At 51.5% G+C, this 24681-nt stretch carries 12 protein-coding genes; 6 read left to right on the top strand and 6 right to left on the bottom strand.

The annotated features are described in order from the left end of the window. Positions 1-238 precede the first annotated feature (238 nt). Together tssI and tnpA are read left to right on the top strand one after the other, a co-directional pair. The gene (gene tssI, locus HY774_18625) at positions 239-2425 is read left to right on the top strand and encodes a type VI secretion system tip protein VgrG (protein MBI4750502.1); all 2187 of its coding nucleotides are present in this window, start codon (positions 239-241) and stop codon (positions 2423-2425) included. A 191-nt stretch (positions 2426-2616) separates the two neighbouring features. Next, positions 2617-3069 carry an IS200/IS605 family transposase gene (gene tnpA / locus HY774_18620; protein ID MBI4750501.1) on the top strand — a complete coding sequence of 151 codons (453 nt, stop codon included), beginning with the start codon at positions 2617-2619 and terminating at the stop codon, positions 3067-3069. 186 nt (positions 3070-3255) lie between these two features. Here tnpA and HY774_18615 read toward each other — a convergent pair whose 3' ends face one another. From HY774_18615 to hpnJ, 4 genes are all read right to left on the bottom strand, one after another. After that, positions 3256-3636 carry an EamA family transporter gene (locus HY774_18615; protein MBI4750500.1) on the bottom strand — a complete coding sequence of 127 codons (381 nt, stop codon included), beginning with the start codon at positions 3634-3636 and terminating at the stop codon, positions 3256-3258. Beyond that, positions 3633-4061, bottom strand: a complete 429-nt coding sequence (locus HY774_18610; protein ID MBI4750499.1) for an EamA family transporter — start codon at positions 4059-4061, stop codon at positions 3633-3635. The genes HY774_18615 and HY774_18610 overlap by 4 nt, the downstream gene beginning before the upstream one ends. 36 nt (positions 4062-4097) lie before the next feature. Next, the gene (gene hpnK, locus HY774_18605) at positions 4098-4985 is read right to left on the bottom strand and encodes a hopanoid biosynthesis-associated protein HpnK (protein MBI4750498.1); all 888 of its coding nucleotides are present in this window, start codon (positions 4983-4985) and stop codon (positions 4098-4100) included. Between the two features lie 132 nt (positions 4986-5117). Continuing rightward, positions 5118-6575: a hopanoid biosynthesis associated radical SAM protein HpnJ gene (gene hpnJ, locus HY774_18600; GenBank protein MBI4750497.1), complete on the bottom strand. Its 1458-nt coding sequence runs from the start codon at positions 6573-6575 to the stop codon at positions 5118-5120. Between the two features lie 196 nt (positions 6576-6771). Here hpnJ and HY774_18595 point away from each other — a divergent pair, with 196 nt between their 5' ends. Beyond that, positions 6772-7443, top strand: coding sequence for a hypothetical protein (locus HY774_18595; GenBank protein MBI4750496.1), 672 nt, complete (start codon positions 6772-6774; stop codon positions 7441-7443). 98 nt (positions 7444-7541) lie between these two features. On the opposite strand, the gene hpnH is transcribed toward HY774_18595, so the two are convergent. Next, positions 7542-8558, bottom strand: a complete 1017-nt coding sequence (gene hpnH / locus HY774_18590; GenBank protein ID MBI4750495.1) for an adenosyl-hopene transferase HpnH — start codon at positions 8556-8558, stop codon at positions 7542-7544. Positions 8559-8749: 191 nt separating this feature from the next. On the opposite strand from hpnH, the gene HY774_18585 reads away from it, so the two are divergent. The 3 genes from HY774_18585 to HY774_18575 all read left to right on the top strand — a co-directional run bounded on the left by HY774_18585 (position 8750) and on the right by HY774_18575 (position 15742). Further along, a complete protein-coding gene (locus tag HY774_18585; protein ID MBI4750494.1) occupies positions 8750-9448 on the top strand; it encodes an SOS response-associated peptidase in 699 nt (232 codons plus the stop codon). Between the two features lie 584 nt (positions 9449-10032). Continuing rightward, on the top strand, positions 10033-13335 hold the full coding sequence (locus tag HY774_18580; GenBank protein ID MBI4750493.1) for a TonB-dependent receptor: 3303 nt from the start codon (positions 10033-10035) through the stop codon (positions 13333-13335). A 424-nt stretch (positions 13336-13759) separates the two neighbouring features. Beyond that, the gene (locus HY774_18575) at positions 13760-15742 is read left to right on the top strand and encodes a proprotein convertase P-domain-containing protein (protein MBI4750492.1); all 1983 of its coding nucleotides are present in this window, start codon (positions 13760-13762) and stop codon (positions 15740-15742) included. A gap of 67 nt (positions 15743-15809) precedes the next feature. Here the strand turns inward: HY774_18575 and HY774_18570 are convergent, their stop codons facing one another. Further along, the gene (locus HY774_18570; protein ID MBI4750491.1) at positions 15810-24668 is read right to left on the bottom strand and encodes an amino acid adenylation domain-containing protein; all 8859 of its coding nucleotides are present in this window, start codon (positions 24666-24668) and stop codon (positions 15810-15812) included. Positions 24669-24681 lie beyond the last annotated feature (13 nt).

Below are 24681 nucleotides of genomic sequence, written 5' to 3'. Positions count from 1 at the left end.
CAGGGTTTAGGGAAGTGCAATTATTCCAATGGTTTGGCTCCCTGGCAAATCGAGTGATTTCGAAAACCCTGAACCCTGAACCCCGAACCCTGAACCCTGAACCCCGAAACCCTGAACCCTGAACCCCGAAACCCTGAACCCTGAACCCTGAACCCTGAACCCTGAACCCTGAACCCTGAACCCTGAACCCTGAACCCTGAACCCCGAAACCCTGAACCCTGAATTTCGAGAAACTGTTATGAGTGCCAATCAATCATCAATCAACCCTCACAATGCGGCGATTAACCGTCCAATGCCAAGAACAGCTTTGAAGAAAACCGATGAGACGCCTTCTGCAATCCCTGGAGATGGCGGCGGCGGACAAGGGTCTTTGCGCTGGACACAAAATGGACGGCTCGTCAAAGTCATAACCCCGTTGCCTGATCCAAATGCGTTGATTGTCCGCGAACTCCAGGGGCAGGAAGCCATTTCACGGTTGTTTGAATACCACCTGGAAATGTATTCGGAAAACCCAAACATTGATCTGGATGCATTGATTAATCAGAGCTTAACCATTCGGATTCGGTTGTTTGATGACGATGACGACCATGGCAAGCCTCATGACCGCTATATCAATGGGATTGTGTCGGAATTTGCCCAACACAATACAACGCCGAGGTTTACACACTACCGGGCTACTGTTCGACCACGCTTTTGGACGCTTACCCAATCAACTGATTGCCGGATTTTCCAGGATATGACGGTTCCGGATATTGTGGAAAAAGTTCTCACCGAGCATGGCATTTCAGAATTTGAATTTGTTCTGGATCGAAAACAGTACACCATCCGGGAATATTGTGTTCAGTATCGAGAATCAGCCTTTAATTTTCTTTCCCGATTGATGGAAGAAGAGGGAATTTTTTATTACTTCGTCCACAGCAAAACCAGTCACAAAATGATTTTTGGTGATGCTCCAGGGCATTTTCGCGAGTGCCCAGATCAACCAATCGCCAAATATCACCCGGTGAACGCGGCCACTGGAATTATGTATGGTGCCGAGTCATACGATGTGGTCACCGACCTGATTGTTGAGCATCAGCTTCGTCCAAATCAGTATGCTCTGCGTGATTTTGACTTTATGAAAGCCGATAAGATTTATGAGTCAACGACCAAAACCGACACGGCGCAGGCTGGAACTTCAGGTGGAGAGCGTTCTCGTGAGATTTATGATTATCCGGCAGAGCCGACAGGGAGTCCCGAGGCGCAACGGTATAATTTCTGGGATATGCAAAAGGAAACTGACCGGTACGCCAAATTGCGCAAAGAAGAAGGCACCAACAGCCAGATTTACTTTGCCACGGGGTCAAGCAACTGCCGGGCATTTGTGACTGGACACTTTTTTAACTTAATTGACCACAGCCGGAAAGACTTTAATCAGACCTATGTGCTAACGACACTTGAGACCAGAGCCTATCAAAGTGATAGCAATAATGAACCTGGTACATTTCTTCAGAACACGTTCCGGGTGGTGCAAAGCGACACATTGTTTCGTCCAGACCGGTTAACCCCCATTCCGGTAGTGCAAGGATCCCAAACAGCCCTGGTGGTTGGTCCTCCAGGCGAAGAAATCTATACTGACAAATATGGTCGCATCAAAGCGCAATTCCATTGGGACCGGTATGGAAAATACAATGAAAGCAGTTCCTGCTGGTTGCGGGTTGGAACTCCCTGGGCCGGTGACAACTGGGGATTTATCCAGTTGCCACGCATTGGGCAGGAAGTCATCGTTGATTTTCTGGAAGGCGACCCGGATAAACCCTACGTGGTTGGGAGTTTTTATAACAGCACCCACATGCCACCCTACACGCTGGATTCAAACAGCACCAATTCAAAACAGGGGAATTATAAAACCGTCAGCACTCGGAAAAGCCGAAGCACGCTCAACGGAACACCCGAAAACTATAACGAAATCCGCTTTGAGGACTTAAAAGGTGCCGAACAATTGTTTATGCATGCCGAGCGTGACATGGACGTTCACGTGAAGCGTGATCGCCGTGAGCATACCCTCCGTGACCAGCATTTGATAGTTGAGCGGGACCACGTCGAAGAAGTTCACCGCAACCGAAACAGTCATATTTCCCAGGATCAGACCTTGTCGGTTGGAAGCACCCGGAGTGCCACCATCGGAAGTGTTGATGTCGTTGAGGCCGGACAGGAAATCCATCTGAAAGCCGGTAATAAAATCGTGCTGGAGGCGGGAAGCTCAATCACATTGCGCGTCGGTGCGAATTTTATCAATGTCACATCGAGTGATATTTATATCAAGGCGCCAGCGGGAATTGTCTATATCCAGGATGCCGGTGGACCCGAAAGTGGTTCTGGTGCTCAATCAGGCCGCAAAGCCGATGTGGCCGATGATGGGCCACATTTTGGACCGAAAAAGTAAGCCGAAAAAACCAGGTATTTTCCCCGCAGGGGATATTTAAAGAAGCCGTGGGTCAGCGTCAGCGCCACCCACGGTACATCCACCCACGGTACATCCACCCACGGCACACCCACCCACGGTACATCCACCCCTCCACCCGGTGACCCTGAAAGGGTCACCTTTCCCACGATGGCGGTTTAGAATAGATTTTTATGGGGCAATCACTCACAAGTCTTCTTGTTCATGTTGTTTTTTCCACCAAACACAGACGAAATATCATTTCACCTGACATTGAACCTGAACTCTTTGCCTATATTTCCCAGGTTTCGAAATCACATAATTCCCCATGTTTAGCTATTAACGGCACTGCGAACCATGTCCATTTACTCATTGTACTTTCAAAAAATTTAGCTTTGAGCAATTTAGTTCGGGATCTCAAAAGGAATTCATCCCGATGGATAAAAACAAAAGGCCCGAAATTCAATGATTTTGAATGGCAGGATGGGTATGGAGCATTTACCATTGGCCAATCAGGTGTGGACACTGTAAAAAGGTATATCTCTCGGCAAAAAATTCATCACCATCAATCAGCTTTTGAGGTGGAACTGAAAGAGTTGCTCACCAGGTATCAAATTGAGTTTGACGAAAATCATCTTTGGGAATGAACATTTGAACTCCGTGGGTGGCTTTACCGTGGGTGGCTTTACCGTGGGTGGCTTTACCGTGGGTGGCGCTGACGCTGACCCACGGCTTCTTTAAATATCCCCTGCGGGGAAAAAATGTGGTGGAGTTGACGCTGCCCCACGGCTCTAGTATTGGGCCGTGTCCGGAGGAAACTCGCACCACATTCTTTATTTGATCCCAGGGTCGAGCGAAAGCAATGCCGCGCCAATGCAAACCAGAAGCGTGCCGGCCCAGCGCATACGGTCAATGCGTTCATTGAGGAAAAACTTGGCGCCGAGGGTATTTAACACATAGCTCACGGCAGTGGCCGGTTCGGCAAAGCTCAAATCGGCAAACGACAGGACCGCCAACCAGGAAAAAAATGCCACCGCCATACCGCCAATCCCTCCGAGCAATGAAAGATTGGTCAGTGCCCGTTGGGATACCTGGAGCAGAAACCGCCAGTGCAGCGAATTGATTTCGCCCACCTGTTTCATCCCTCGGCTCAAAAAAATATCACCTACCGATCCAGCCAAAACCACCACGGCAATCAAGGTTAAGGTAATCATGCCTGCTCCTCCGCGGGAACTGAGAGTTCAGTATCTTCAACCGTTGAACTTTCCCCGACCGAGACCATCAAAACTCCCATTGAAATGAAAGTGACTGCGATCCAACGGGTTACAGTGACGTGTTCGCCTAGAAACCAGGCCGCCAGAAACACTGTGATGACATAGTTGATTGCGGTGAGCGGTAAGACATAGCTCAAATCTGCTTTTGACAGCATCGTCAAAAACAGGAGGAAAAAGGCAGTCAGCAGACCAACCGCAATCCAGAAAGTAGGATTCAGCAGCACGACCAGTATCGCGGCGCCGTAGTGCCCGGCATAAAAAGCCGTCAGAATCGGATCATGAATTTCTTTCATGGCCCGGCTGAGCAGGGTGTTTCCAAAGGCGTTGACCAGGATTGAAATCAGCAGGATCGGAAGAAAACGCATAGACTTAGAGAGCAGCAGATTGACGCTGCGGCTGGATCAAAGGGGTTCGTTCAACTCAAGCTGGATGTTGTATTTCGGTAGCAAAGCACGAATTCGCGGACTCAGCAAGGCGGCAAGTTCGTGGCTGCCACCAGCATTTTCTGGATCCGCGCCCACTTCCGCAACTTCGGGATGACAATACATTTCGTTGAAGGCATCTGTGAGTTGGGGAAGGAGTGCCAGCCAGAAATCCTCGGTCATTCGGCCTGTCTCCAGTAATCCATACACCCGATCTGAAATCAAAAAACGGTCCCTCGCCATTTTTTTGAGTGCCGAACGTGACAGAAGATGAAATACGCTCCAGTGTAAGAGTTTTTGGACCAGATGTGATCGGCGAATTTTGAGATTGGAAAAGAGCGGTTCGCGTGGAAGACGGATCCGCTTCACGCCGAAGTGCCGGGCGGCTTCGAGGAGGTACGAAAAGGCGACTGGGTGCATATGCAGATGCAGGTGGCCATCAACGTGCGCAAAGGGAAGACCTGTGGCGGCAAATAACTCAAATTGCGCCCAGATTTCACGGCGTAATTCTGCCCGGGCAGCGTTCGAGAAATAATATTTCACCCCAGCGGTGAATGGGTCATTCGAAAAATTCCCTTTTGGGTCAACCAGGTGTGGAATTTCTGATGGTCGGAGCGCCCCGCGACCACAAATCAACACCAGATGCAGCCCAACGGCAAGGCGGGGGCGAGTCCTGGCCGATTCAACGGCCTGGGCACAGGCTTCACCTGTCACCATCAGACTGGTACTGGTCAGAATTCCCTCATCATGAGCACGAACAATCGCCCGATTGACGGTTTCGGATTTTCCGAAATCATCAGCATTGACGATCAGGCGAATTGGGGTGGGTGGGGGAGTTGAAGCGGGAGGTTGAGCACCAAATTCCATAGGGTTCAGGGTTGCGGGGTTCAGGGTTCAGGTCCTGTAAAAAGAAAAAGGGCAACGGGACAAAAAGACCAAATTGCAGAAATCCTGAATCTGGTTTTCAAACCCTGAACCCTGAACCCCGAACCCTGGTCTTTACACCCCTTTATGCAGCCCGCTTTCGCGGTTCATCTGGGCACGAACAAACTCTTTGCGTTTTGACCGCAGTTTCAGGAACTGACGAGCTTCGGTAAAGAGGCGGTTGCGTTCTTCTTTATCGAAGATGGCTTTTCCAACAATGCGCGCCACGACTTTGGGTCGGAAATAGTAGGTGTCGTAGAAATTTTCGACATTGCGCATCAGTTCACCACGGGTCAACCCTGGATATTCAATATGCGGCAATTGATGGCCTTCTTCGTCCGTCATGGCGTGTTCGGTCAGCAACCCGGCTTCCTTCAAATAGTCATAGAGTTCAGTTCCCGGATAGGCATGAGCAATCGAGACCTGAATGGTTTCGCAGTCAAGTTCCTTGGCAAACTCAATCGTGCGTTTGATGGTTTCCGGCGTGTCGCCCGGCAAGCCCAGGATGAAATCCCCGTGGACGGCCAGCCCAAGTTTTTTGCAGTTTTTCATAAACTTGCGGCCCATTTCGACCGTGGCGCCTTTTTTGATGTTCTTGAGCACCTGATCATCGCCGGATTCAAACCCAACGATCATCAACCGACATCCGCCATCTTTCATGGCTTTGAGCGTGTCGTAATCGGAATGGACGCGTGAGGTGCAGGACCAGGTAAAGCCAATCTTTTGAAACTCTTTCGAGATATTGATTGTCCGCGATTTCTTCCAGGAGAAGGTATCGTCGTCAAAGAAAATTTCCTTCATCTCGGGGAAGAGTTTGAGCGCCACTTTGACTTCTTCGACCATATTGGGAATGCTGCGTTCGCGCCAGGCATGGCCGCTGATGGTTTGCGGCCACAAGCAGAAGGTGCACAGTGCCGGACACCCACGGGTTGAATAAAAGGCAATGTATGGGTGTAACAAAAACGGCACGTTGTATTTCGTGATGTCCAGATCCCGGTGGTAGATTTCCGAGGCAAACGGCAGCGAATCCAGGTCATGCAACTGAGGACGATCTGGCCGATGCACAATCTGGCCATCTTTGATATAACTGACGCCGTCAATTTCCTCTAATGAACGGCCTTCAGCAAATTCTTTGACCGTGTAGTCAAATTCCTTGCGGGCAGCAAAATCAATGGCACTGGAAGAGCGAAGGATTTCTTCTGGATTCGAAGTCACCGGCGGGCCGACAAAGCAAATTTTGATCTTTGGATCATTGGCTTTCATCATTTCAGCCAGTTTAATGTCGTTGTTCAAGCCCGGAGTGCTTGTAAAAAGGACGACAAATTCATAGTCTTTCGCAATTTCCAACGTTTGCTGAACACTCACCCCATGTGGAGGGGCATCCAGGAGCCGTGAATTGGGAATCATTCCCGCCGGGTATGCCAACCAAACCGGATACCAGTAGGAAGCAATTTCGCGGGTCGCCGGCCATCGGGAACTGGCGCCACCGTCAAATCCTTCGAATGAAGGTGGGTTTAAGAGCAACGTCTTCATGAAATTCATGCACTGCCTCGCTTTGAATGAAACTGAAAATAGGTCCAGGCGCTATCAAAACCAACCTGTGGGTCCGGGGTCGAACCCTGTACTCCAGCGACTTTGGCCGTGAAACCAGGAGTCAGTGGTGTGATTGACCCCGCAGGGGTGCGCCAGAATACCGAACAATCTCTGGAATTGAAAGGAACTTTTCAAAATGCCTGTGCTGAAACAAGCTTTGACACTCATGGCAATTGTAGGTATGAGTTGGGGGATATTCACTGCCCCGGTGGCGGGGAAAAGTGATAGTCCACCGCTTCCAGCCGCTCCGGACCTGGTACAACAAGTGGTGCAAAGCTTTGACGCTCTAACCGACTATCGCTGCCAGATGCATTCGTCCCGTCTCCGCAAAGATGGAACGATGGCGGTGGATACCAACAATTACTTTTTCAAAAAGCCAAAACTGATTCGTCTCGAAGTCACCAGCGGCGGGGACAAAGGTTCAAAAGTCGTTTTGAATAAAAAAGGCAAAGTTCGCGCCAAAGCTGGTGGGGTGTTGGGAGTCTTTACCATCACCATGGAACCAACTGACAAACGGCTCCAGGACGGCGATAGCAGTTTTGTCACGACTGATTTGGGGTCCACCCTCAAGGATTTGCAACTGACGATGACTGGTGCCAAAGCCACTGTCACCCTGATTGAAAGTCCGCGCCGTGCCTATCAACTGCTTTTGGAACGTCCAGGAAAGAAAGACACGATTCTGATTGATGCCGAACTCAAGCTCCCGCTCCAGTGGGAAGTCTTCCGCAATGGGAAATTTGATTCCAAAACAGAATGGAAAAATCTGACCAAGGATGTTGGTCTGGCGGATGAACTTTTTGAATTATGAAGAACGGGTCAGTCCCACCTGCGTAGGCTGGTGGATGAGAACAGACAAAACCCACCCGCTCACGCGGGTGGTACTGACAAGTCCCTATAACTCAAAGTTTACCGCAAACTTTTGGCTGAAATCAGCATATTCTTGAGATTCGCGGTCGCATCAATCACCGCCGTTGGCTCATACCCACAGTGAACCATGCAATCCTGACATTTGGGGTTCCCGCTCTTGCGGCCATACTCTTCCCATTTGGTCTTCTCAAGCAATTCACCAAAGGTTTTGGCATAGCCTTCGTTGAGTAAATAACAGGGCTTTTGCCAGCCAAAGACGTTATAGTTCGGATTTCCCCAGGGCGTGCATTCATAGTCACGTTCACCCATTAGAAAATCGAGGAAAAACGAGGACTGGTTAAACTGCCACCGTTTGCCACGCTCGGTTCTCATCGGTGACAAAACCTGGCGAAACAACGCATTGGTTTGCTCACGGCGCAGAAAATGTTCCTGGTCAGGTGCCCAGGCATAGCTGTAGCCAGGTGAAATCGTCATTCCATCAATGCCCAGATCAGCCAGGAAATCAAACATTTCGTGCATTTCCTCGGGGCTTTCACCGTCAAACACGGTGGTATTGGTGGTGACTCTGAAGCCTGCGGCTTTGGCGGCTTTAATGGCCCGCACGGCCACGTCGAACACACCTTCCCGACACACCAGTTCATCATGGCGCTTTTTCATGCCATCCAGGTGGATGCTGAAGGTAAAGTAGGGCGAAGGTGTAAATTTATGCATGTGCCGCTCAAGCAAAATGGCATTGGTGCACAGGTAAACAAACTTTTTCCGCTCAACCAGCCCTTTGGCAATCTCGTCAATTTTGGGATGGATCAGCGGTTCGCCACCCGCAATAGTGACAACCGGAGCGCCGCATTCTTCAGCAGCCCGAAAACATTCTTCCGGCGACAGGTTTTTTTTCAGGATTTCTTCCGGATACTGGATTTTGCCGCAACCGGCGCACTCAAGATTACACCGGAATAATGGTTCAAGCATCAGCACCAGCGGATAGCGCTTTACACCTTTAAAACGCTGCTTTAAAACGTACGCACCAACGGTTACTGCTTGTCGAAGTGAAATGCCCATAACAATGAAGGTAAAACAGTGAGGATATCTGAACTTTCTTGGAAATTTGGGTATGATGGGGCAAGAAGGTATCAAATCCGAAGGGTTTGACAAACGCATATTGCCGGGTCAGGTCGTCAACCGTTCAATTCACTTGAGACGGGGACCTCGACCTGATTTTCATAATTCATAATTCATAATTCATAATTCCTATGTGTGGACGATATACCCTGACAGTTGAAGAACCCGCTGTGTTGGATCGGTTTGGATTAACCGCAACCGAGTTAATCTTAACGCCCCGCTACAATATTGCTCCGACGCAGCCAATCCCGGTCGTGTTAAATACTTCATCGGAAACACTTTCGGTGGCTAAATGGGGACTGGTGCCCTCCTGGGCGAAGGATGTCAAAATGGCAGCCACCATGATTAATGCCCGATCTGAAACTTTGCTTGAAAAACCGTCCTTCCGCACCATTCTGAAATCCCAGCGGTGCCTGGTGGTGGCCGACGGCTTTTATGAGTGGAAGAAAAATGAAGACGGAACCAAAACCCCGTATCGGGTCAAACTCCATAGCGGAGAAGTCTTTGCGATGGCTGGCTTGTGGGATACCTGGAAAGCGCCGGATGGAACACGGCTACGAACCTGTACCATCATTACGACGACGGCAAACGAGGTATTGGCGCCGCTCCATGAACGAATGGCCGTCATTTTGCCGCCCGAAGCCGAACGGCTATGGCTGGAGCAGGATACACCCAACACATTGTTGGATTTACTTCACCCCTATCCTTCAGAAAAAATGATGGCTTACGAAGTCTCACCACGGGTGAATTCAATCAAGAATGATGACCCGTCGCTGATTGAAGCTGTGATCTCAGTTCCAAAGTTAAAGCAAGGTGACTTGTTTTCCTAAAAAAGAGCTTTCACTCCTACCGATGTGCTGATCATGGCTCTCAGCAGTGTATTTGCCTGTGAGAAGAGATCAGGTCTGGCCACATTTGAAGGTTAGGAGCGGTCGTCAGCGACCTCTCATCGTTTGGATGAAATTGTAAAGAAACTTCGATTTTCTTCCATAATTTTAGATTTTATATCCAGAATTCTGAATTTGAATTTTGGGATATTCCCGCCTGAATTTTGAACCCCTACTCAGTATCACCCCTAAACTTTATAAAATCAGCCGCATACATATTTTTGGAGATTCTTTGGATCTTCGGATTTGGGTTTGGTATTCAAATTGCACAAGGGGAGTACAGATTCAATGTACTCCCCTTTTTCCATTCCCTTGGATACTGGCACTCAATAACATTGCACAGTTTTGTTTTTCGGAAGTAAAAACGGGGCCACAGTACACCCTGACTCAACTGATCCACAGGAAAAGTGAAGAGATACTGAAAGAAAGCCCCGGTGAAGCATAGTTGCCACAACCAGGGAGAATGAAACAAGACGTCTTTTCGACTTTTCCACAGAATTTTTCTAGGAGAGAAAACGGAGGAACCTATGTCAAAACAATGCTTCTGGCTGGCGCCGTTCTTTCTGTTGCTGTCATTCATTCCAGTGTTTGCACAGGCAACAGACGGTGCCATGAACGGAAAGGTATTGGACGAACAGGGGGCTTCGATTGCGGGGGCTTCGGTCAAGTTGACCAATATGGAGACCGGCTACACATCGACAGTTACCTCAGACGCCAATGGGCTGTTTCGCGCCAGCTACCTTCCAGTCGGAAAATACTCAATCACGGCTGAAGCCGCTGGATTCAAAACCACCTCACTCGAAGGAATCGGGATTGCATTGAACCAGATCATTGACGTCACCATCCGCATGCAAACCGGTGAAGTCAGCGAAGTTGTGGTCGTTTCAAGCGGTGATGTGCTGGTTGAAACCACGACCTCAACTCTGGGCAATACCTTTGAATCACGCAAAGTCGTGGAGCTGCCGAGCCTGAACAACTCTCAGCTCGAACTGGCATTGCTGGCACCAAACATCACCTCACAGGCTGGTGGTACCGCCGGTGAAGGTGGTTCGGTCGGTGGCAACCGTCCACGTAACAACAGCTTCACGCTGGATGGCGTGGACAACAACGACGCCATTTTGACGGGCCACGTCATTGACGTGATTCCAGAAGCCGTGGCGGAATTCACGCTGCTGACCAACCAGTACACGGCTGAATTTGGTCACTCATCAGCCGGCCAGTTCAACACCATCACCAAGTCTGGAACCAACGAGTTCCACGGTGGTGCAAGCTGGTTCAACATCAACAAGAACTACAATGCGGTTGACCACCTGACCAAAGAAGCCATTGCGCGTGGCGAAATCCCCGATGAAAAACCACGGTTTGATTTCAACCGCGTCGCGGGCTATTTGGGCGGACCAATCATCAAGAACAAATTGTTCTTCTTTGGCGCCTATCAGTATGACACCACCGGGACGGCGGGTGCGCCGGTGAGCTTCCTGACCCCAACCCAGGAAGGCTTTGCCATTTTGGGCAGCCTCAACGGCATCAGCGCCAACAACCTGGGCATTTTGCGCCAATACACGGTACCAGCCGGTGGTGCCTCAGACGCAGTGACCGTATTAGGCCGCCAGATTCCAGTTGGTACAGTCAACTTCCTCAACGCCAACTTCGAAGCCAACCACATCTTCAACGTCAACGTTGACCAGGTGTTGGGCAATGGCGATCAGCTCCGCTATCGCTACAACTATGCCAAGTCAACCGCGCCCAACAATGGTGACGGCAACCCGGTGTTCAACGGGTCATTTTCACAGTTGAACCAGTTGGCCTCGGTGTCATTGATCCACAGTTTCACACCGACCCTGATCAACGAAACCCGCGTTTCCTATCGTCGCAAAAACAACAGCTTTGGGATCCCGGATGAATTTTCCAATTTCCCGAACTTTGCGTTTGATGATTTAGGGTACACCTTCGGTCCACAGGCTGAATCACCACAGGGTGAAGTGACCAACACGTACCAGTTGGTGAACAACACCACCTGGATCAAAGGCAAACATAACTTCAAGTTTGGCGCCGAATACCGCAACGTGATTTCCGCCAATAACTTCCTGCCGCGTGGTCGCGCTGAATATGACTATGCGACCCTCGAAGAATTCCTCCGCGACCTTAAACCAAACGGCTTTAACGGCGGCTTGCGTGGCGTCGGCACGTCATCATTTGCCGCCAACCGTCAGTCAATCTACTGGTTTATCCAGGATGATATCAAACTGACCCCGACCTTCACCTTGAACGTCGGTCTGCGGTATGAATTTTACAGCGTGTTCCGCGATGAAAAATTGCAGGCCCTGAACGCGATTTCAAATGTGCCGGGCGTGATTGAATTTGGTGAACCAAAATCAGACAAGAACAACTTTGCCCCTCGTATCGGGTTGGCCTGGGCACCAGATTTCAAAGATGGTGTCGGTCATGTCCTGTTCGGCAACAGCGGCGAAGGCTCACTGCGCGCTGGTTTTGGCATGTCCTACGATCTGGCCTACGGCAACCTGGGCACGCTTCAGTTGCCACCTCAATTCCAGCAGGAATTGAGTTCCGCCGCCGGCGAAGGTGGTCCATTTGGAACCGCCACCAACTTCCTGGCTAACGGCGGTCTAGGCAATACCCCAATTCCACCCATCACCCCAGCGGATGCCCGGGCAGCAACCTCGTCGTTTATTAGTGATCGTATTTTGCCTTACACCATGACCTGGAGCTTGAGCTATCAGCGCCAGTTGCATCGTGATTGGAGCGTGGAACTCCGGTATTTAGGCACCCGCAATGTCAAGCAAATTGCCCAGATCCGGTTGAATGGCGGTTTTGTTCCATTTGGAATCGCTGGCTTCAGCCTCCCAACCTACCTGAATGCGTCCCAGGTACCGGATCGCAATACCCTGGACAACATGCCGACCCTGGATGACCTGTTTGCCTTTTCATTCTATGGTACCGGGATTGGAGCGTTGGGGTTGCCCGAATTTCAACAGCCAACAGTCACAGCATTTTTGCCTGTCGGCAGTTCAACTTATCAGGCTGGTTCAATTGATTTGTCCAAGCGCTTCTCCTATGGCTACACGGCTTCCGCCGCATACACCTATAGCAAGACGATTGACCTTGGCACCAACGATCTGTTTACCAGCTTCATCAACCCACGCCGTGCTCAGGATGGCTTTGATGTGAGCAAAGACCGTGGCCCATCAGCCCTGGATCGTCCACATCGTTTTGTGGCATCGGTGATTTGGGAATTGCCGTTCTTCCGCAAAAACTCAAACCGTCTGGTCCGTAGCCTGCTGGGCGGCTTCCAGGCCAACGTGATTTACACGGCTGAAAGTGGTCAGCCATTTACGGCGCTGAGCGCCACCGACAGCAACCTCAACGTTGACACGGCGGGTGACCGCACTGTGTTTAACGCCAATGGTATTCCGGGAACGGGCAGTGCTGTCAGCGCTGTGACCAACTCCCGTGGTCAAATCGTCGGCTACCTGGCTCGCAATGGCAACGCCCAGTACATCCAGGCGGGTCGTGGTGTGATTGCGACGGCTGGGGCGGGAACACTTCGCGCTCCGGGCATCAACAACTTTGACATTTCAGTGTTCAAGGATTTCGAAATCCGCGAAGGCTGGAGAATGCAGTTCCGTTGCGAAATGTTCAACGCATTCAATCATGAACAGTTGACCGTCGGTGGTGGCAGCGTGTTCCAGTTGCTGACCAACGCGACCAATCTGTCTTATGCGAACGCCGCCAGCCCAACGTTTAACGATCCGCGAATTTTTGCTGGTCGTCCACGTGTGATCCAGTTGGGTCTGAAATTGATCTTCTAAAATGGTTGGAAGTTTTTATAACTTCTTCCTTTCAGGCAGCTTTTCTTCGGGAAAGCTGCCTTTTTTTATGAATGTGGCTGCAGAAATTTTTCAAAAAAACTTTGTTTCTGATTTGACGAATTCCACAATTTCAAGCGAGAATGAATCCAGTTCAACCCCCTTTTTTTCTGGTTACCTGAAGTATTCACTTCATCAAAAAATACCCTCTTTCTTCTGTGCGTTCTGCTTTCAAAATTTTTTTCATCTCTAGCGGATGATCAAAACTCCTTGCCATCAGCAGAGTCAGACAAATGATTCATTCTTCAATATGTTGAACCATTTCCATCAAAAATTCTGTCCGTAAACTTTTTCGAGCCAGGTATGAACGATGGCCATTTAAACAGGTTTTTACCTTGTAAAAACAACACTTTCCAGGAGACAGCCTATGAAATGGCGTGTGGGTGTATGGGTTTTATTCGTGGTCGTTGCCTTTGGGATACTGTCGCCGATTTCACGAGGGTTTACACAAGAAACCGCGAAGAATCGGATGCGAGTGTTACAGGCCCAACTGTGGGAAATTCAGCTTAAAGTCCTTCAAGGTGAAATACTCGGTTTGCAAAAACAGGTCCCGCTGACTGAGAAAAAACAAAAAAAGTTAGCTGAGCAGCTCTACCAACAGCAACAAATGCAACTGGCATATGACAAAGCCACCCAGGAACTCAAGATTTCCAAAGTTGCTGAAGATCTCGACATTTTGAATGTCACGGCCTTGCAGGAACGCTTTAACCAGATCAAAGCCCAATTCCTCGAAGCTCAAATTCAGGTCTTGCAAGAAGAAATCGAGCTTCGTGAACAGGCAAGCCAGGTCAAACAGGATGACCGACAGCTCCGCATGCTCCACCTCAAGGTGAAGTCTCTGGTTCAGGAGCAACAACGTTTGACCAAAGGCTTTACTGCCAACCAGGGCGGGCCGATGCTCTTTTGCAATGGAACTGGAAGCGCCCTTCCGCCAGTTGGGGATGGGGGCGAAAACTGCACCCCTGGAATTGAACAGCTCAATACCTCAGTGAATGTCCCGACCAATTTCACCGTCGGTGATGTCAACGTGCGGCTGTATCTGAGCCATGACTATCCATCAGATCTGAAAATTTCACTTCAATCCCCAATCGGAACCAGTGCGATCCTCGTTGAGGATGTAGGTGGAGATGATCCTGGATCATTCGGCACCACCTGTTCTCCGTTTCCAAATTTCGTCATTGACGACGAAGCATCTTCTTTCGTCCCTGATGTTCCTGGTACCTACACCGGCTCATTTCTCCCAAGTTTTGGAGAGGGGCCAGGTGATTCCCTTTCTATTTTCGACGGCGAGCCCGCTCAGGGATCCTGGACGCTGTCAATTTGTGATGATGCCGAGGACGATGCTGGGACATTTAATTGCTGGTGTCTGGAAATCTCGGAAGGGCAGCCAATCGAACAACCAGTCCTCTTTTCCGCTGATACCACCAATAACCGGATTCAGGCATTTGACGGCTTTACCTGGAATGTTGTCGCGGGCGGGGCAGCGGGCAGCGCCCTGGGACAATTCCGATTACCAGAGGCCGTGGCCTTTGATTTTGGCATGCTTTCCGGCAGGGGAGTTGAAACTCGACAACTTGGAGGTTCTCGACTCTATGTCGCTGACACTGGAAATAACCGCATTCAGTGGTCAACGGATGGCGGCAGCTCCTGGCAACTCTTTGCCTCGATTGGTTCAGCCCCAAATCAAGTCCGCGCACCGCAAGGACTGGTGGTTGATTCCGAGGGGAATCTCTATGTTTCTGATACCGGAAATGGACGGGTGCTGCGATTTGACGACGGTGTTCCGGGATTTGGGTTTGTTTTGGCCAGCAATGGTGCCGGGAGTGGGCAGGTCGGCGCCCCGCACGGATTGGCGATTGATTCCAACTTTACGTTGTTTATTGCCGACCAGTCCAACAGCCGAATTCTGAAACTTGCCAATGCCAATACCATTACCCTCTCGAATAAAGCCACCATTGTGGCATCACTCGGAGTTGGGTTGAACAAAGTCAAAAACCCACAAGGTGTGGCGGTTGATGATAGTGGCAACCTCTTTATTGCCGACACGGGCAATAACCGCGTTTTGCAATTTCCAAACGGCAATGCCAATCAAGGAAAAGCACTGGCCCAGGTTGGGGCAGGCTTGGGGCAGGTCAATGCGCCAGAAGGCGTTACAGTCAGCCGGTTTCAAAATAATATTCTGAACCGTGTAGTGTTCAACGGTCCATATCTGGTGGTCAGTGACACGGGAAATAACCGCATTCAAGGCCGCCTGGTAGCCAACACCGCCCAACAGTGGGATCTGGTTGGCTTCCCGAACGGAAGCGGAACGGGCACTGGCCAGTTCCGACGACCAAGCAAGATTCGGTAGTTTTAGGGCTTGGGGCTGAAAACATCGGGCTGAAGACGTCGGGCTCAGGGTATTAAACCCGTTATCTTCAGCCCCGAGCTTGCGAGTCTTCAGCCCCAAGCCCTGAGCCCCAGTTTTTTTCAGCCCCGAGCCCTTTCCGTACTTCCGCAGCAACGTTCTCAACAAAGGGTTCGCGTAACAACCGCTGGTGTGTTCCGCGAACCTGAACGACGTCCACCCCACCCTGAACCAGTCTTCCCCAGCCTAAATCCAGTGGTTCATCCGGTCCATGTTCTTCGGATCTGAGCACAATCACGTCTCCAGAGTACGGTTCACACTCATATTTTCGCGCGGCAATTGAGTTCAGTTTGACCACCTGAAACACCCGTCGGGCGTGTTCCAGGCCAAGGAGTCCCTGCAAATCAGGTGAAGTCTGTTTTCGCTCCAGCACAAAGGCCAGTTGCTGATCAAGGTCAAGCGACCGCAAATCATCTGGGGTAATGCCAAGTAGTGGATCCACCAGTGAAGCCAGCAAAACCGCATTGTCCACAACTGGTTCAGGATCCGGCGTGGTGACTTCGGCATCAATCAAAATCAGCCGGACGACTGACTCACCTTGTTGAACAAGCTGCCGGGCAGCTTCATAAGCAATCAATCCGCCCATTGACCAGCCGCAGAGCTGATAAGGCCCGGTGGGTTGAACTTCTTTTACATCAGCCAGATACGCTACGGCCATGGCGGGTATGTCTTCCAACGGGATCGAAACAAAATCAATTCCACGTGACTGCAGTCCATACACTGGTTGATCCGTTCCCAGGAGTCGGCTGAATTGGACAAACGGTGCGACCGTTCCGCTCAAGGCATGAAAACAAAAGACTGGTGGACGGTGGCCGCCTGGCTGGAGCGGCACCAGCGAGGTCGCCCTGGCGGGCTGGTTCTCACCAAGCACCTGGGCCAGGTGCTCAATCGTGGCTTTTTGGAACAGGGTTGCCACTGAGAGGCTCCGGCGGGTGAGTTGCTGAATCCGGGTAATCAGTCGAACTGCCAGCAGGGAATGCCCGCCTAGATGGAAGAAATTGTCGGTCACACCAATTGGTGAGACCCCAAGGGTTTCTTCCCAGAGTCGAACCAGCAGCGTTTCAATGGCATTTCTGGCTGGCACATAGGTTTGAGCGTGTGACGGGTCGCCAAATTCAGGTTCAGGCAGGCGGTTGGGGTCAATTTTGCCATGGGCTGAGAGCGGCAGCGCCTCAATCACCATCAGTGCCGATGGCACCATAAAATCAGGCAGGTGATCCGCCAGAAAACGTAAAATGGCTGTTTCAACCTGTGCTTCTTGATGGTCGGGATGCAGGGTACAGTAGGCCACCAGCCGTTTGTTGCCTTGTTGATCGGTGCGAGCCAGGACAATTGACTCGCGGACGGCTGGATGTTGATTGAGGGCTGCCTGGATTTCGCCCAATTCGATCCGGAAGCCGCGAATTTTCACCTGCAAATCATTCCGGCCAAGAAATTCAATCGTCCCATCGGGTCGGTACCGGGCAAGGTCACCGGTTCGGTAAAGGGGATGGGGGATGGCGGATGGGGGATAGCTGAAAGCAGATGAAACAGGTTTTGAACTGTCCTCTGTCCCCTGTCCCCTGTCCCCTGGTGTAAAGCTGTCCCCTGTCCCCTGTCCCCTGTCCCCTAAAGCGAAGCGTTCCGCCGTCAACTCTGGACGATTGAGATAGCCCCGAGCCACACAGTCACCACCGATAAATAATTCTCCGACAACACCCACCGGCACGGGCTGTAAAAACGGATCCAGAATAAACATGGTGCAGTTTGGCAGTGGTTTGCCAAGCGGCAGATTTGGGTTGATGTGCTCGCGGCGGCCTTTTTGAATCGGATTGGTCAAAACGCCAACCGTGGTTTCGGTCGGACCATAGTGGTTAAAGAACAAACAGGCCGGGTCTGACACTTCATCAAAGGAATGGATCCACTCCCAGGTGGAGCCTTCTCCACCCACCACCAGCCGTTTTCTGGGCAAAAGCTTTTGGGTAAAGGGTGGTATTTGAAGGGCTGCCAGATGCGAAGGTGCAATTTTCAGCACATCAATGCCGTAGTCTTCAAAATACTGGCTAAGTGCTTCAGGGTTGAGAGACAGTTCTTTGGTAATGACATGCAGGCACCCACCAAAGAGCAATGGTGGAAACAAAACTGTTTTGCAGGAATCCACCGTGAGCGGCTGGACCATGGCATAGCTCATTCCGGGTTCAAACCCAACCCGCTCTGAGACCCCAAATATGTAGTTCACAATCTGGCGGTGTTCGATCTGGACGCCCTTGGGTTTGCCGGTTGTACCGGAGGTGTATAAGACATAGGCCAGTGAGGTTGCTGATTGCGTAACTGATTTCTCTTCAATGGGTTCCACCTGAATGGACTCGGGAAGGGCATCCAGGCACAGAGCGGTAACCGTCATTTCGGCAAACCGATGTGCCTCTTTGGAAAGGACCAGCACCACGGGCATCCGGGTGTCTTCGACCATAAACTGGAGTCGTTCCAGCGGATATCCCGGCTCCATTGGAACATAGGCACCGCCGGCCTTGAGAATGCCAAGCACCCCGACCACCATTTCCAGCGAGCGCTCAATACAAAGCCCAACCAGCACATCTGGGCCAACACCAGCGGCCCTGAGCAACCGGGCCAGGTGTTCAGCCCGGTCATTCAATTGTCGGAACGTCAGTGTGCGAGGGGATGAACGCTGGTCTCCGAGGTCGCCAAATTCAACCGCAATTGCGTCTGGAGTTTGTGTAACCTGCTCCATAAAAAGATCTTGCAGGCAACGGTCAATCGGGTACGGACGTGTGGTTTCATTCCATTCAATCAGTTGTTGATCAAGTTCAGGTTGCGTCAGCAATGGAATGCGCCGAATAGATTGGTCGGCCTGAGTGATAATTCCAGAAACCAGAGTTTGGAAATGGCCAATCATTCGACGCATGGTGTCATGGTCAAATAAATCGGTGCTGTATTCCAACGCACCAGATAACTTTGCCCCTTTTTCAAAAATTGACAGCGTGAGGTCAAATTTCGCCATTCCAGGTGCCACGCGCTGGTCCGCTGCCGCCGGCTGGGATTGAGCGGACCGGGGCGAAACCGGAGCTGACCCGCTAAAAGGTTTAAATTCAGCCGGTGAGGCGGCCTGAAAAACAAAAAAGGCTTGAAACAGTGGCGTGTGGCTGAGATTTCGTTCCGGTTGCAGCACTTCAACCAGTTTCTCAAACGGCATTTCCTGATGGGCAAACACGTCAAGGACGGTCTGTTTGACCTGGAGCAAGACCTCCAGAAAAGTTGGTTCAGCTTCCAGTTGGGTTCGAATGACCAGTGTGTTCACAAAAAACCCAATCAAGGCTTCGGTTTCCGCCTGGGTCCGATTGGCAACTGGCGTTCCAACACTGATGTCATTTTGACCTGAATACCGTGCCAGCAGCACGACATAAGCCGTCAGGAGCACCATAAACAGGGTGACATTTTCCTGACGACTCAGTGTTTTTAGCTTTTCGGTGGCTGATTCATCGAATTCAAAAAACTGGCGGGCGCCCTGAAACGAGCGGATAACCGGTCGCGGTCGGTCAGTTGGAAGCTCCAGCAGTGGTGGGATACCAGCAAGCTGGTTTTTCCAAAATGCCAGTTCGCTTTCAAAAACAGCTCCCTGGAACCAGTTGCGCTGCCAGGCGGCATAATCGGCATACTGAATCGGCAACTCTGGCAAACCCGGTGAGTGATGCTGATGCCGTGCCCGATAGATTTGGGCGAGTTCTTGGAAGAGAACGCCTGCAGACCACCCATCAAACACAATGTGATGGACAGAAAGGGCCACTTTCGTTTTTTGATGTGCGCTCCGAAAAATCGCCCCGTGCAGCAATGGTCCACGTTCGAGGTTAAATGGCTGACGCAAGAAGGCCGTTATGTGACGTTCATCATCGGTTTCAGAATCTGGAATCAGGTGTTCTTCAAAGTGGAAATCTACGGGTGGGCCAATCACCTGAACTGGCTCACCTTCAAATGACGGGAATGTTGTTCGCAATATTTCGTGACGGCGAATTATTTCCGTAAATACCTGTTCAAGCTCAGGTAAGCTGACGGCTTCCGGCAGGCCAAAGACCAGTGGAATGTTATAGAGTGGACTGTCTGGTTTGAGCTGGTCGAGAAACCAGAGCCGTTCCTGGGCAAATGACAACGCGAGCGGGCGATTTCGGGAAACAGCCACCAGTTGTGGTCTGGTTTGACTGGTAGTTTCTTGATTTGATTGGGTTTGTGCGTGAGCAATGATCGTTGCCAGTTGGGCTATGGTTTGGGCTTCAAAAATCCGCTTGAGTGGCAGTTCAACTTCAAAGGTTTTTCGCAGGCGCGTGATCAATTGCGCTGCGAGCAGGGAATGCCCACCCAGGGCAAAGAAATTGTCGTGGATGCCAATCGCCTCAACTTTGAGCACCTGTTTCCAAAGTTCGATCAGCATTTCTTCGATAGGCGTTCGGGGCAAATCCACACTTCGATCTGCTCTCAATGCGCCCTGGTCTGGTGCCGGAAGTGCCCGGCGGTCAGTTTTTCCATTTGGAAGCCGGGGCAGTTTGGGCAGGATCACCACAGCCGATGGGAGCATAAATTCAGGCAGATGAGGTTGAAGGAAGGCGACCAGTTGCGCCGGATGAACCGTTTCAGAGTGGGAATCATCCGCCGAAAGCGTCATGTAGGCCACCAGTCGCTGATCGTTTGCCGAATCCTGCCGCACCACGACCACCGCTTCGCGCACCAGCGGGTGACGCTGCAAAACAGCTTCAATTTCATCAGTTTCAATCCGATATCCGCGCAATTTGACCTGGGTATCCATCCGACCAAGAAACTCCAGATTCCCATCCGGAAGCCAGCGGACCCGGTCACCGGTTCGGTACAAAGCCAGGGTTCGGGGTTCAGGGTTCAGGGTTCGGGGTTTAGCGGAAATAAATCTCGCTTTATCCTCAAAATTTTTTCTTGAAGTCCCAAATTGTTGATTGGTAGCTTGATCAATCATCTCTTGTTCAGAATCCCTGAACCCTGAACCCTGAACCCCGAACCCTGCCTTGAATCGCTCTTGCGTCAGCTCTGGTCGCCGCCAGTATCCTTGCCCGACACCCGCGCCGCCCAGGTAGAGTTCGCCGGGAATGCCAATCGGAACGGGTTGCCCTTCAGCGTCGAGCACCAGCGCGGTCATATTTGAAACTGGCTTTCCAATGGGAACTGTGCGGCTCACATCATCTGGCCGGCAGACAAAAAAAGTGGCGTCAATCGTGCATTCGGTTGGACCGTACAGGTTGACCAGTTCCACGGCTGGAAGTTTTTCAAAGAACCGATCCCGCAGGGTGCCGGAAAGGGCTTCGCCACCGGCAAAAACCCGTCGAAGTTGAGTACTTTGAGAAAAGGTGGGTTCTTCAAGCAGCAGCGAAAGCAGGGTCGGAACAACTTGCAGAATGGTAATCTTTTGAACTGCAATAACTTGTGACAAATTTTCCGCATCCTGATGAACCCCTGGCTCAGCCATCACCAGTTGAGCACCAGCCATCAGTGGCGCCCAGAATTCCCACACCGAAGCGTCAAAACTCAACGGCGTTTTTTGCAACACGCGATCATCGGCTGAGAGCGGAAAAGTCTCGTGCATCCAGTGCATGTGGTTGCAGATTGCCCGATGCGGAATCATCACACCTTTGGGCTGACCTGTTGACCCGGACGTGTACAGCACATAAGCCAGATCTTCAGGAGTCGGTTGTGGTGACGGGGTGGTTTTGCTGGTGATGGCTGGCACCGGAAGCGGCTGATCCAGGCAAATCGTCTGGGCGGAAGTTTGGGGCAGACGTTCGACCAGGTGGGATTGGGTCAGAATAAGCGATGCCTGGGCATCGCCAATCATAAACACCAGCCGTTCCGCCGGGTATCCTGGGTCAAGTGGAACATAGGCCCCACCGGCTTTCAGCACGCCGAGTAAGGCCGTTACCATCTCAATTGAGCGTTCAACAAAAATTCCCACCAGTGCGCCAGGTCCAACGCCCAGATGCTGGAGGTACTCAGCCAGTACACCGGCCTGTGAATCGAGCTGGTGGTAGGTGAGATGCTGATCTCCAAAAACAACCGCAATGGCATCAGGTGTTTGCTGTGCCTGGATTTCAATGAGTTGATAGAGCAGTTCGCCAGTCGGAAATTGCCGCTCGGTCTGGTTTGATCGCACCAAAATTTGATCGCGTTCAGCTTCTGACATCAACGGCAGGCTGGAAATCGGGGCTTCCGGATTGGCACAAACCCCCTGCAAGAGCGTTTCCAGATGGGTCAGAAACCGGCGAATGGTGGCTGATTCAAAGAGTTCCGTTTTGTATTCAAACCCGGCGATGATTCCGGCGTCGGTCTCAGCCATTGACAGCGTCAGGTCAAATTTGGAAGTACGGTTTTCAACTTCAAGGGTGTCAATAAGCTGGGTTCGATTGGGTGGCGTGGATTTTTGACTGGCACGGCCTTCCTGGCCAAAGGCAAACATCACCTGAAACAGCGGCGTGCGGTTGAGGTCGCGGTCCGGGTGAAGCAGCTCAACCAGTTTTTCAAACGGCACATCCTGATGGGCAAAGGCCCCAAGTGCCGTTTCCCGAACTTGCCGGAGCACATCCCGAAATCGAGGCTTGCCCGAGACGTTGACCCGGATGACCAGTGTATTGACAAAAAACCCAATCAGATTCTCAATTTCGGATCGGGTCCGGTTGGCAATCGGGGTGCCGATGAGAATGTCTTGCTGCCCGGTGTACCGGCTCAGTTGAACCGCAAAGGCTGCCAGCAGGGTCATAAACATGGTGCAGCTTTCACTTTGCGAAAGCCTTCGCAACGGTTCGACCAGATGTGGAGCAAACGTTGCCTGTTCCCAGCCGCCCCGATGTGATGGGTTGACCGGACGTGAATGATCGGCTGGCAACTCAAGAATCCCGGTTGTGTCGCCGAGTTGTTGCCGCCAAAACGCCAGTTGTGTTTCAAGCGCGGCACCGCTGAATTTCTCGCGCTGCCAGACCGCAAAATCAGCATATTGAATTGGGAGCGGTGGCAATGGAGATGGCTTCCCCTGAGAAAAAGCCGCGTAGAGGGTCTGGAGTTCACGCAAAAACACCCCAACCGACCAGCCATCCGAAACAATGTGGTGCATCGTGACCACAATCACCCAGTCTTGAGCGCCGAGTTTGAGAACCTTCACCCGAACCAGTGGTCCAGTGGCCAGATCAAACGAACTTTGGGTTTCTTCAATGATCTGAGCCGCCAGAAGCTGTCGCCCATCGGGTCTATCAGCCAGATGTGAAACATCAGACACCGAAAATGAACAGCCTGGCTCTGGATTGATTACCTGGACTGGCTCGCCATCAATGACCTGAAATGTGGTGCGAAGTACTTCGTGCCGGCGAATAATTTCCAGAATGCTCTGGTGCAAGATGGCGGTGTTGACCGGTAGTCGAACCCGAAAGCCGCCAGGAAGGTTGTAGGCGGCACTGCCTGGTTCAAGCTGGTCGAGAAACCAGAGTCGTTGCTGGGCAAACGAGAGCGGCAGTGGGTGTGTCCGGGAAGCTGGCTGGATTCCGACAGGTGGCTCGGTGGACGTTGCGGCCTGAGTCTGGCTTTTTTTGCGGAGCCGTTGAAGCAAAAGCGCTCGCTGTTCAGGTGTCAGGTTCGCGGCACTCGGGGCAGGATTCTCTCGACGCTGGCTGGAAACTGCAGGCTGGTCAACGGTTGTGGCCGCCGCCAGGGCTTTCGGCCTGGAGGCAAGATGGTGCAGGTACGCAACCAGTGGTTCAAAACTCAACCGGCTCACAAATTCTATGGCACGTGATCGGGCATCCGCGGCGTGCTGCTGGTAGAATTCACAATCTGAAAGCAATTTCTCTAATGCGGCACGCCACGGGGCAAGATTCTGCGCGGGAATAATCGGAATCGGCAGGTGGTGTTCGTCAAGCTGATCGGTAAAGCGCTCGATGGGATGGACCGGAATCACAAATTCAGTGCCAAGTTTTGCCTCTGGGATTCCACCCGAACTGGCCGCCAGCACTGGAACCCCGCGCAGCATGGCTTCAAGCGTGACAAATCCAAGTCCTTCAAACCACAGCGATGGCACCAGCAATACTTTTGTGTGTCGGAAGAGTTCGTCAATGTGCTCAGTCGGCGTCAGGAGCGAAATATTGGCGCGCTGTGTCAGTGCCACCCGGTCTTCCTGCGTGGCACCCCAGGTCGGTACGGCGGCAAACTGAACCTGGGGAAGGGCATCTGCCAGACCCAGCAAAATTGAAATACCTTTGACCGCACAGGGGTTGATATGCGTCACAAACGGATTTTCAAACTGCCCAAGATGCGGAAATGGAGGCTCGCCATAGGCTGGCCAGTAGAGTTGCAGCGAATCGAGCCCACTCCATTCCTTTATATATTGCTGCACAAATTGACTGACCGAAACAATCCCGGCGGTTTGCCCAATCAGGCGGGTACGCGCCTGGCTTGGGAAAAAAGCATGTGGCCCAAACGGAAGAAACTCAAGTGTGTGAACAATATACACAACTTTCGATGGACACGTCCGGAGCGCGGCGTCGAGCAAGTTTTGGGTTGGATCTTCGGTCGAAATAAACACGAAGTCAGGCTCATCGCGCTCAAGTTCCTTGACCAATTCCGTCCGAAGCTGCGCCGGGTCGGCAACTGAATGCACTTCGACCCCATTGAGGGTGAACACATCTGTGTGATCTTGGGCCCGAAATGAAATTTCCCGGCTCCGGAGCAACGCCTGAAACGATGACCGGGTTAACTGGTCGGTTGGGCTAAAGGAAGGAACAATCACGCGAAACGGGTGCCCTTGAGCAGAAAGGGCTTCAGCCAGAATCCGATTGCCTTTATTGGCCCCATTCAACCGCAAATAGGGCAAATTCATACTTAACAGAAGT

It is taken from the genome of Acidobacteriota bacterium (assembly GCA_016208495.1).
Lineage (GTDB): Bacteria > Acidobacteriota > Blastocatellia > Chloracidobacteriales > Chloracidobacteriaceae > JACQXX01.
This window is presented reverse-complemented; position numbering and strand designations above follow the sequence as displayed.

Excerpts from the sequence above, each read along its gene's own strand:
- HY774_18595 (MBI4750496.1), top strand. The coding sequence starts at position 6,772 with ATGCCTGTGCTGAAACAAGCTTTGACACTCATGGCAATTGTAGGTATG.
- HY774_18580 (MBI4750493.1), top strand. The coding sequence starts at position 10,033 with ATGTCAAAACAATGCTTCTGGCTGGCGCCGTTCTTTCTGTTGCTGTCA.
- tnpA (MBI4750501.1), top strand. The coding sequence starts at position 2,617 with ATGGGGCAATCACTCACAAGTCTTCTTGTTCATGTTGTTTTTTCCACC.
- hpnK (MBI4750498.1), bottom strand. The coding sequence starts at position 4,985 with ATGGAATTTGGTGCTCAACCTCCCGCTTCAACTCCCCCACCCACCCCA.
- hpnJ (MBI4750497.1), bottom strand. The coding sequence starts at position 6,575 with ATGAAGACGTTGCTCTTAAACCCACCTTCATTCGAAGGATTTGACGGT.
- HY774_18585 (MBI4750494.1), top strand. The coding sequence starts at position 8,750 with ATGTGTGGACGATATACCCTGACAGTTGAAGAACCCGCTGTGTTGGAT.
- HY774_18570 (MBI4750491.1), bottom strand. The coding sequence starts at position 24,668 with ATGAATTTGCCCTATTTGCGGTTGAATGGGGCCAATAAAGGCAATCGG.
- HY774_18575 (MBI4750492.1), top strand. The coding sequence starts at position 13,760 with ATGAAATGGCGTGTGGGTGTATGGGTTTTATTCGTGGTCGTTGCCTTT.
- HY774_18610 (MBI4750499.1), bottom strand. The coding sequence starts at position 4,061 with ATGCGTTTTCTTCCGATCCTGCTGATTTCAATCCTGGTCAACGCCTTT.
- HY774_18615 (MBI4750500.1), bottom strand. The coding sequence starts at position 3,636 with ATGATTACCTTAACCTTGATTGCCGTGGTGGTTTTGGCTGGATCGGTA.
- tssI (MBI4750502.1), top strand. The coding sequence starts at position 239 with ATGAGTGCCAATCAATCATCAATCAACCCTCACAATGCGGCGATTAAC.
- hpnH (MBI4750495.1), bottom strand. The coding sequence starts at position 8,558 with ATGGGCATTTCACTTCGACAAGCAGTAACCGTTGGTGCGTACGTTTTA.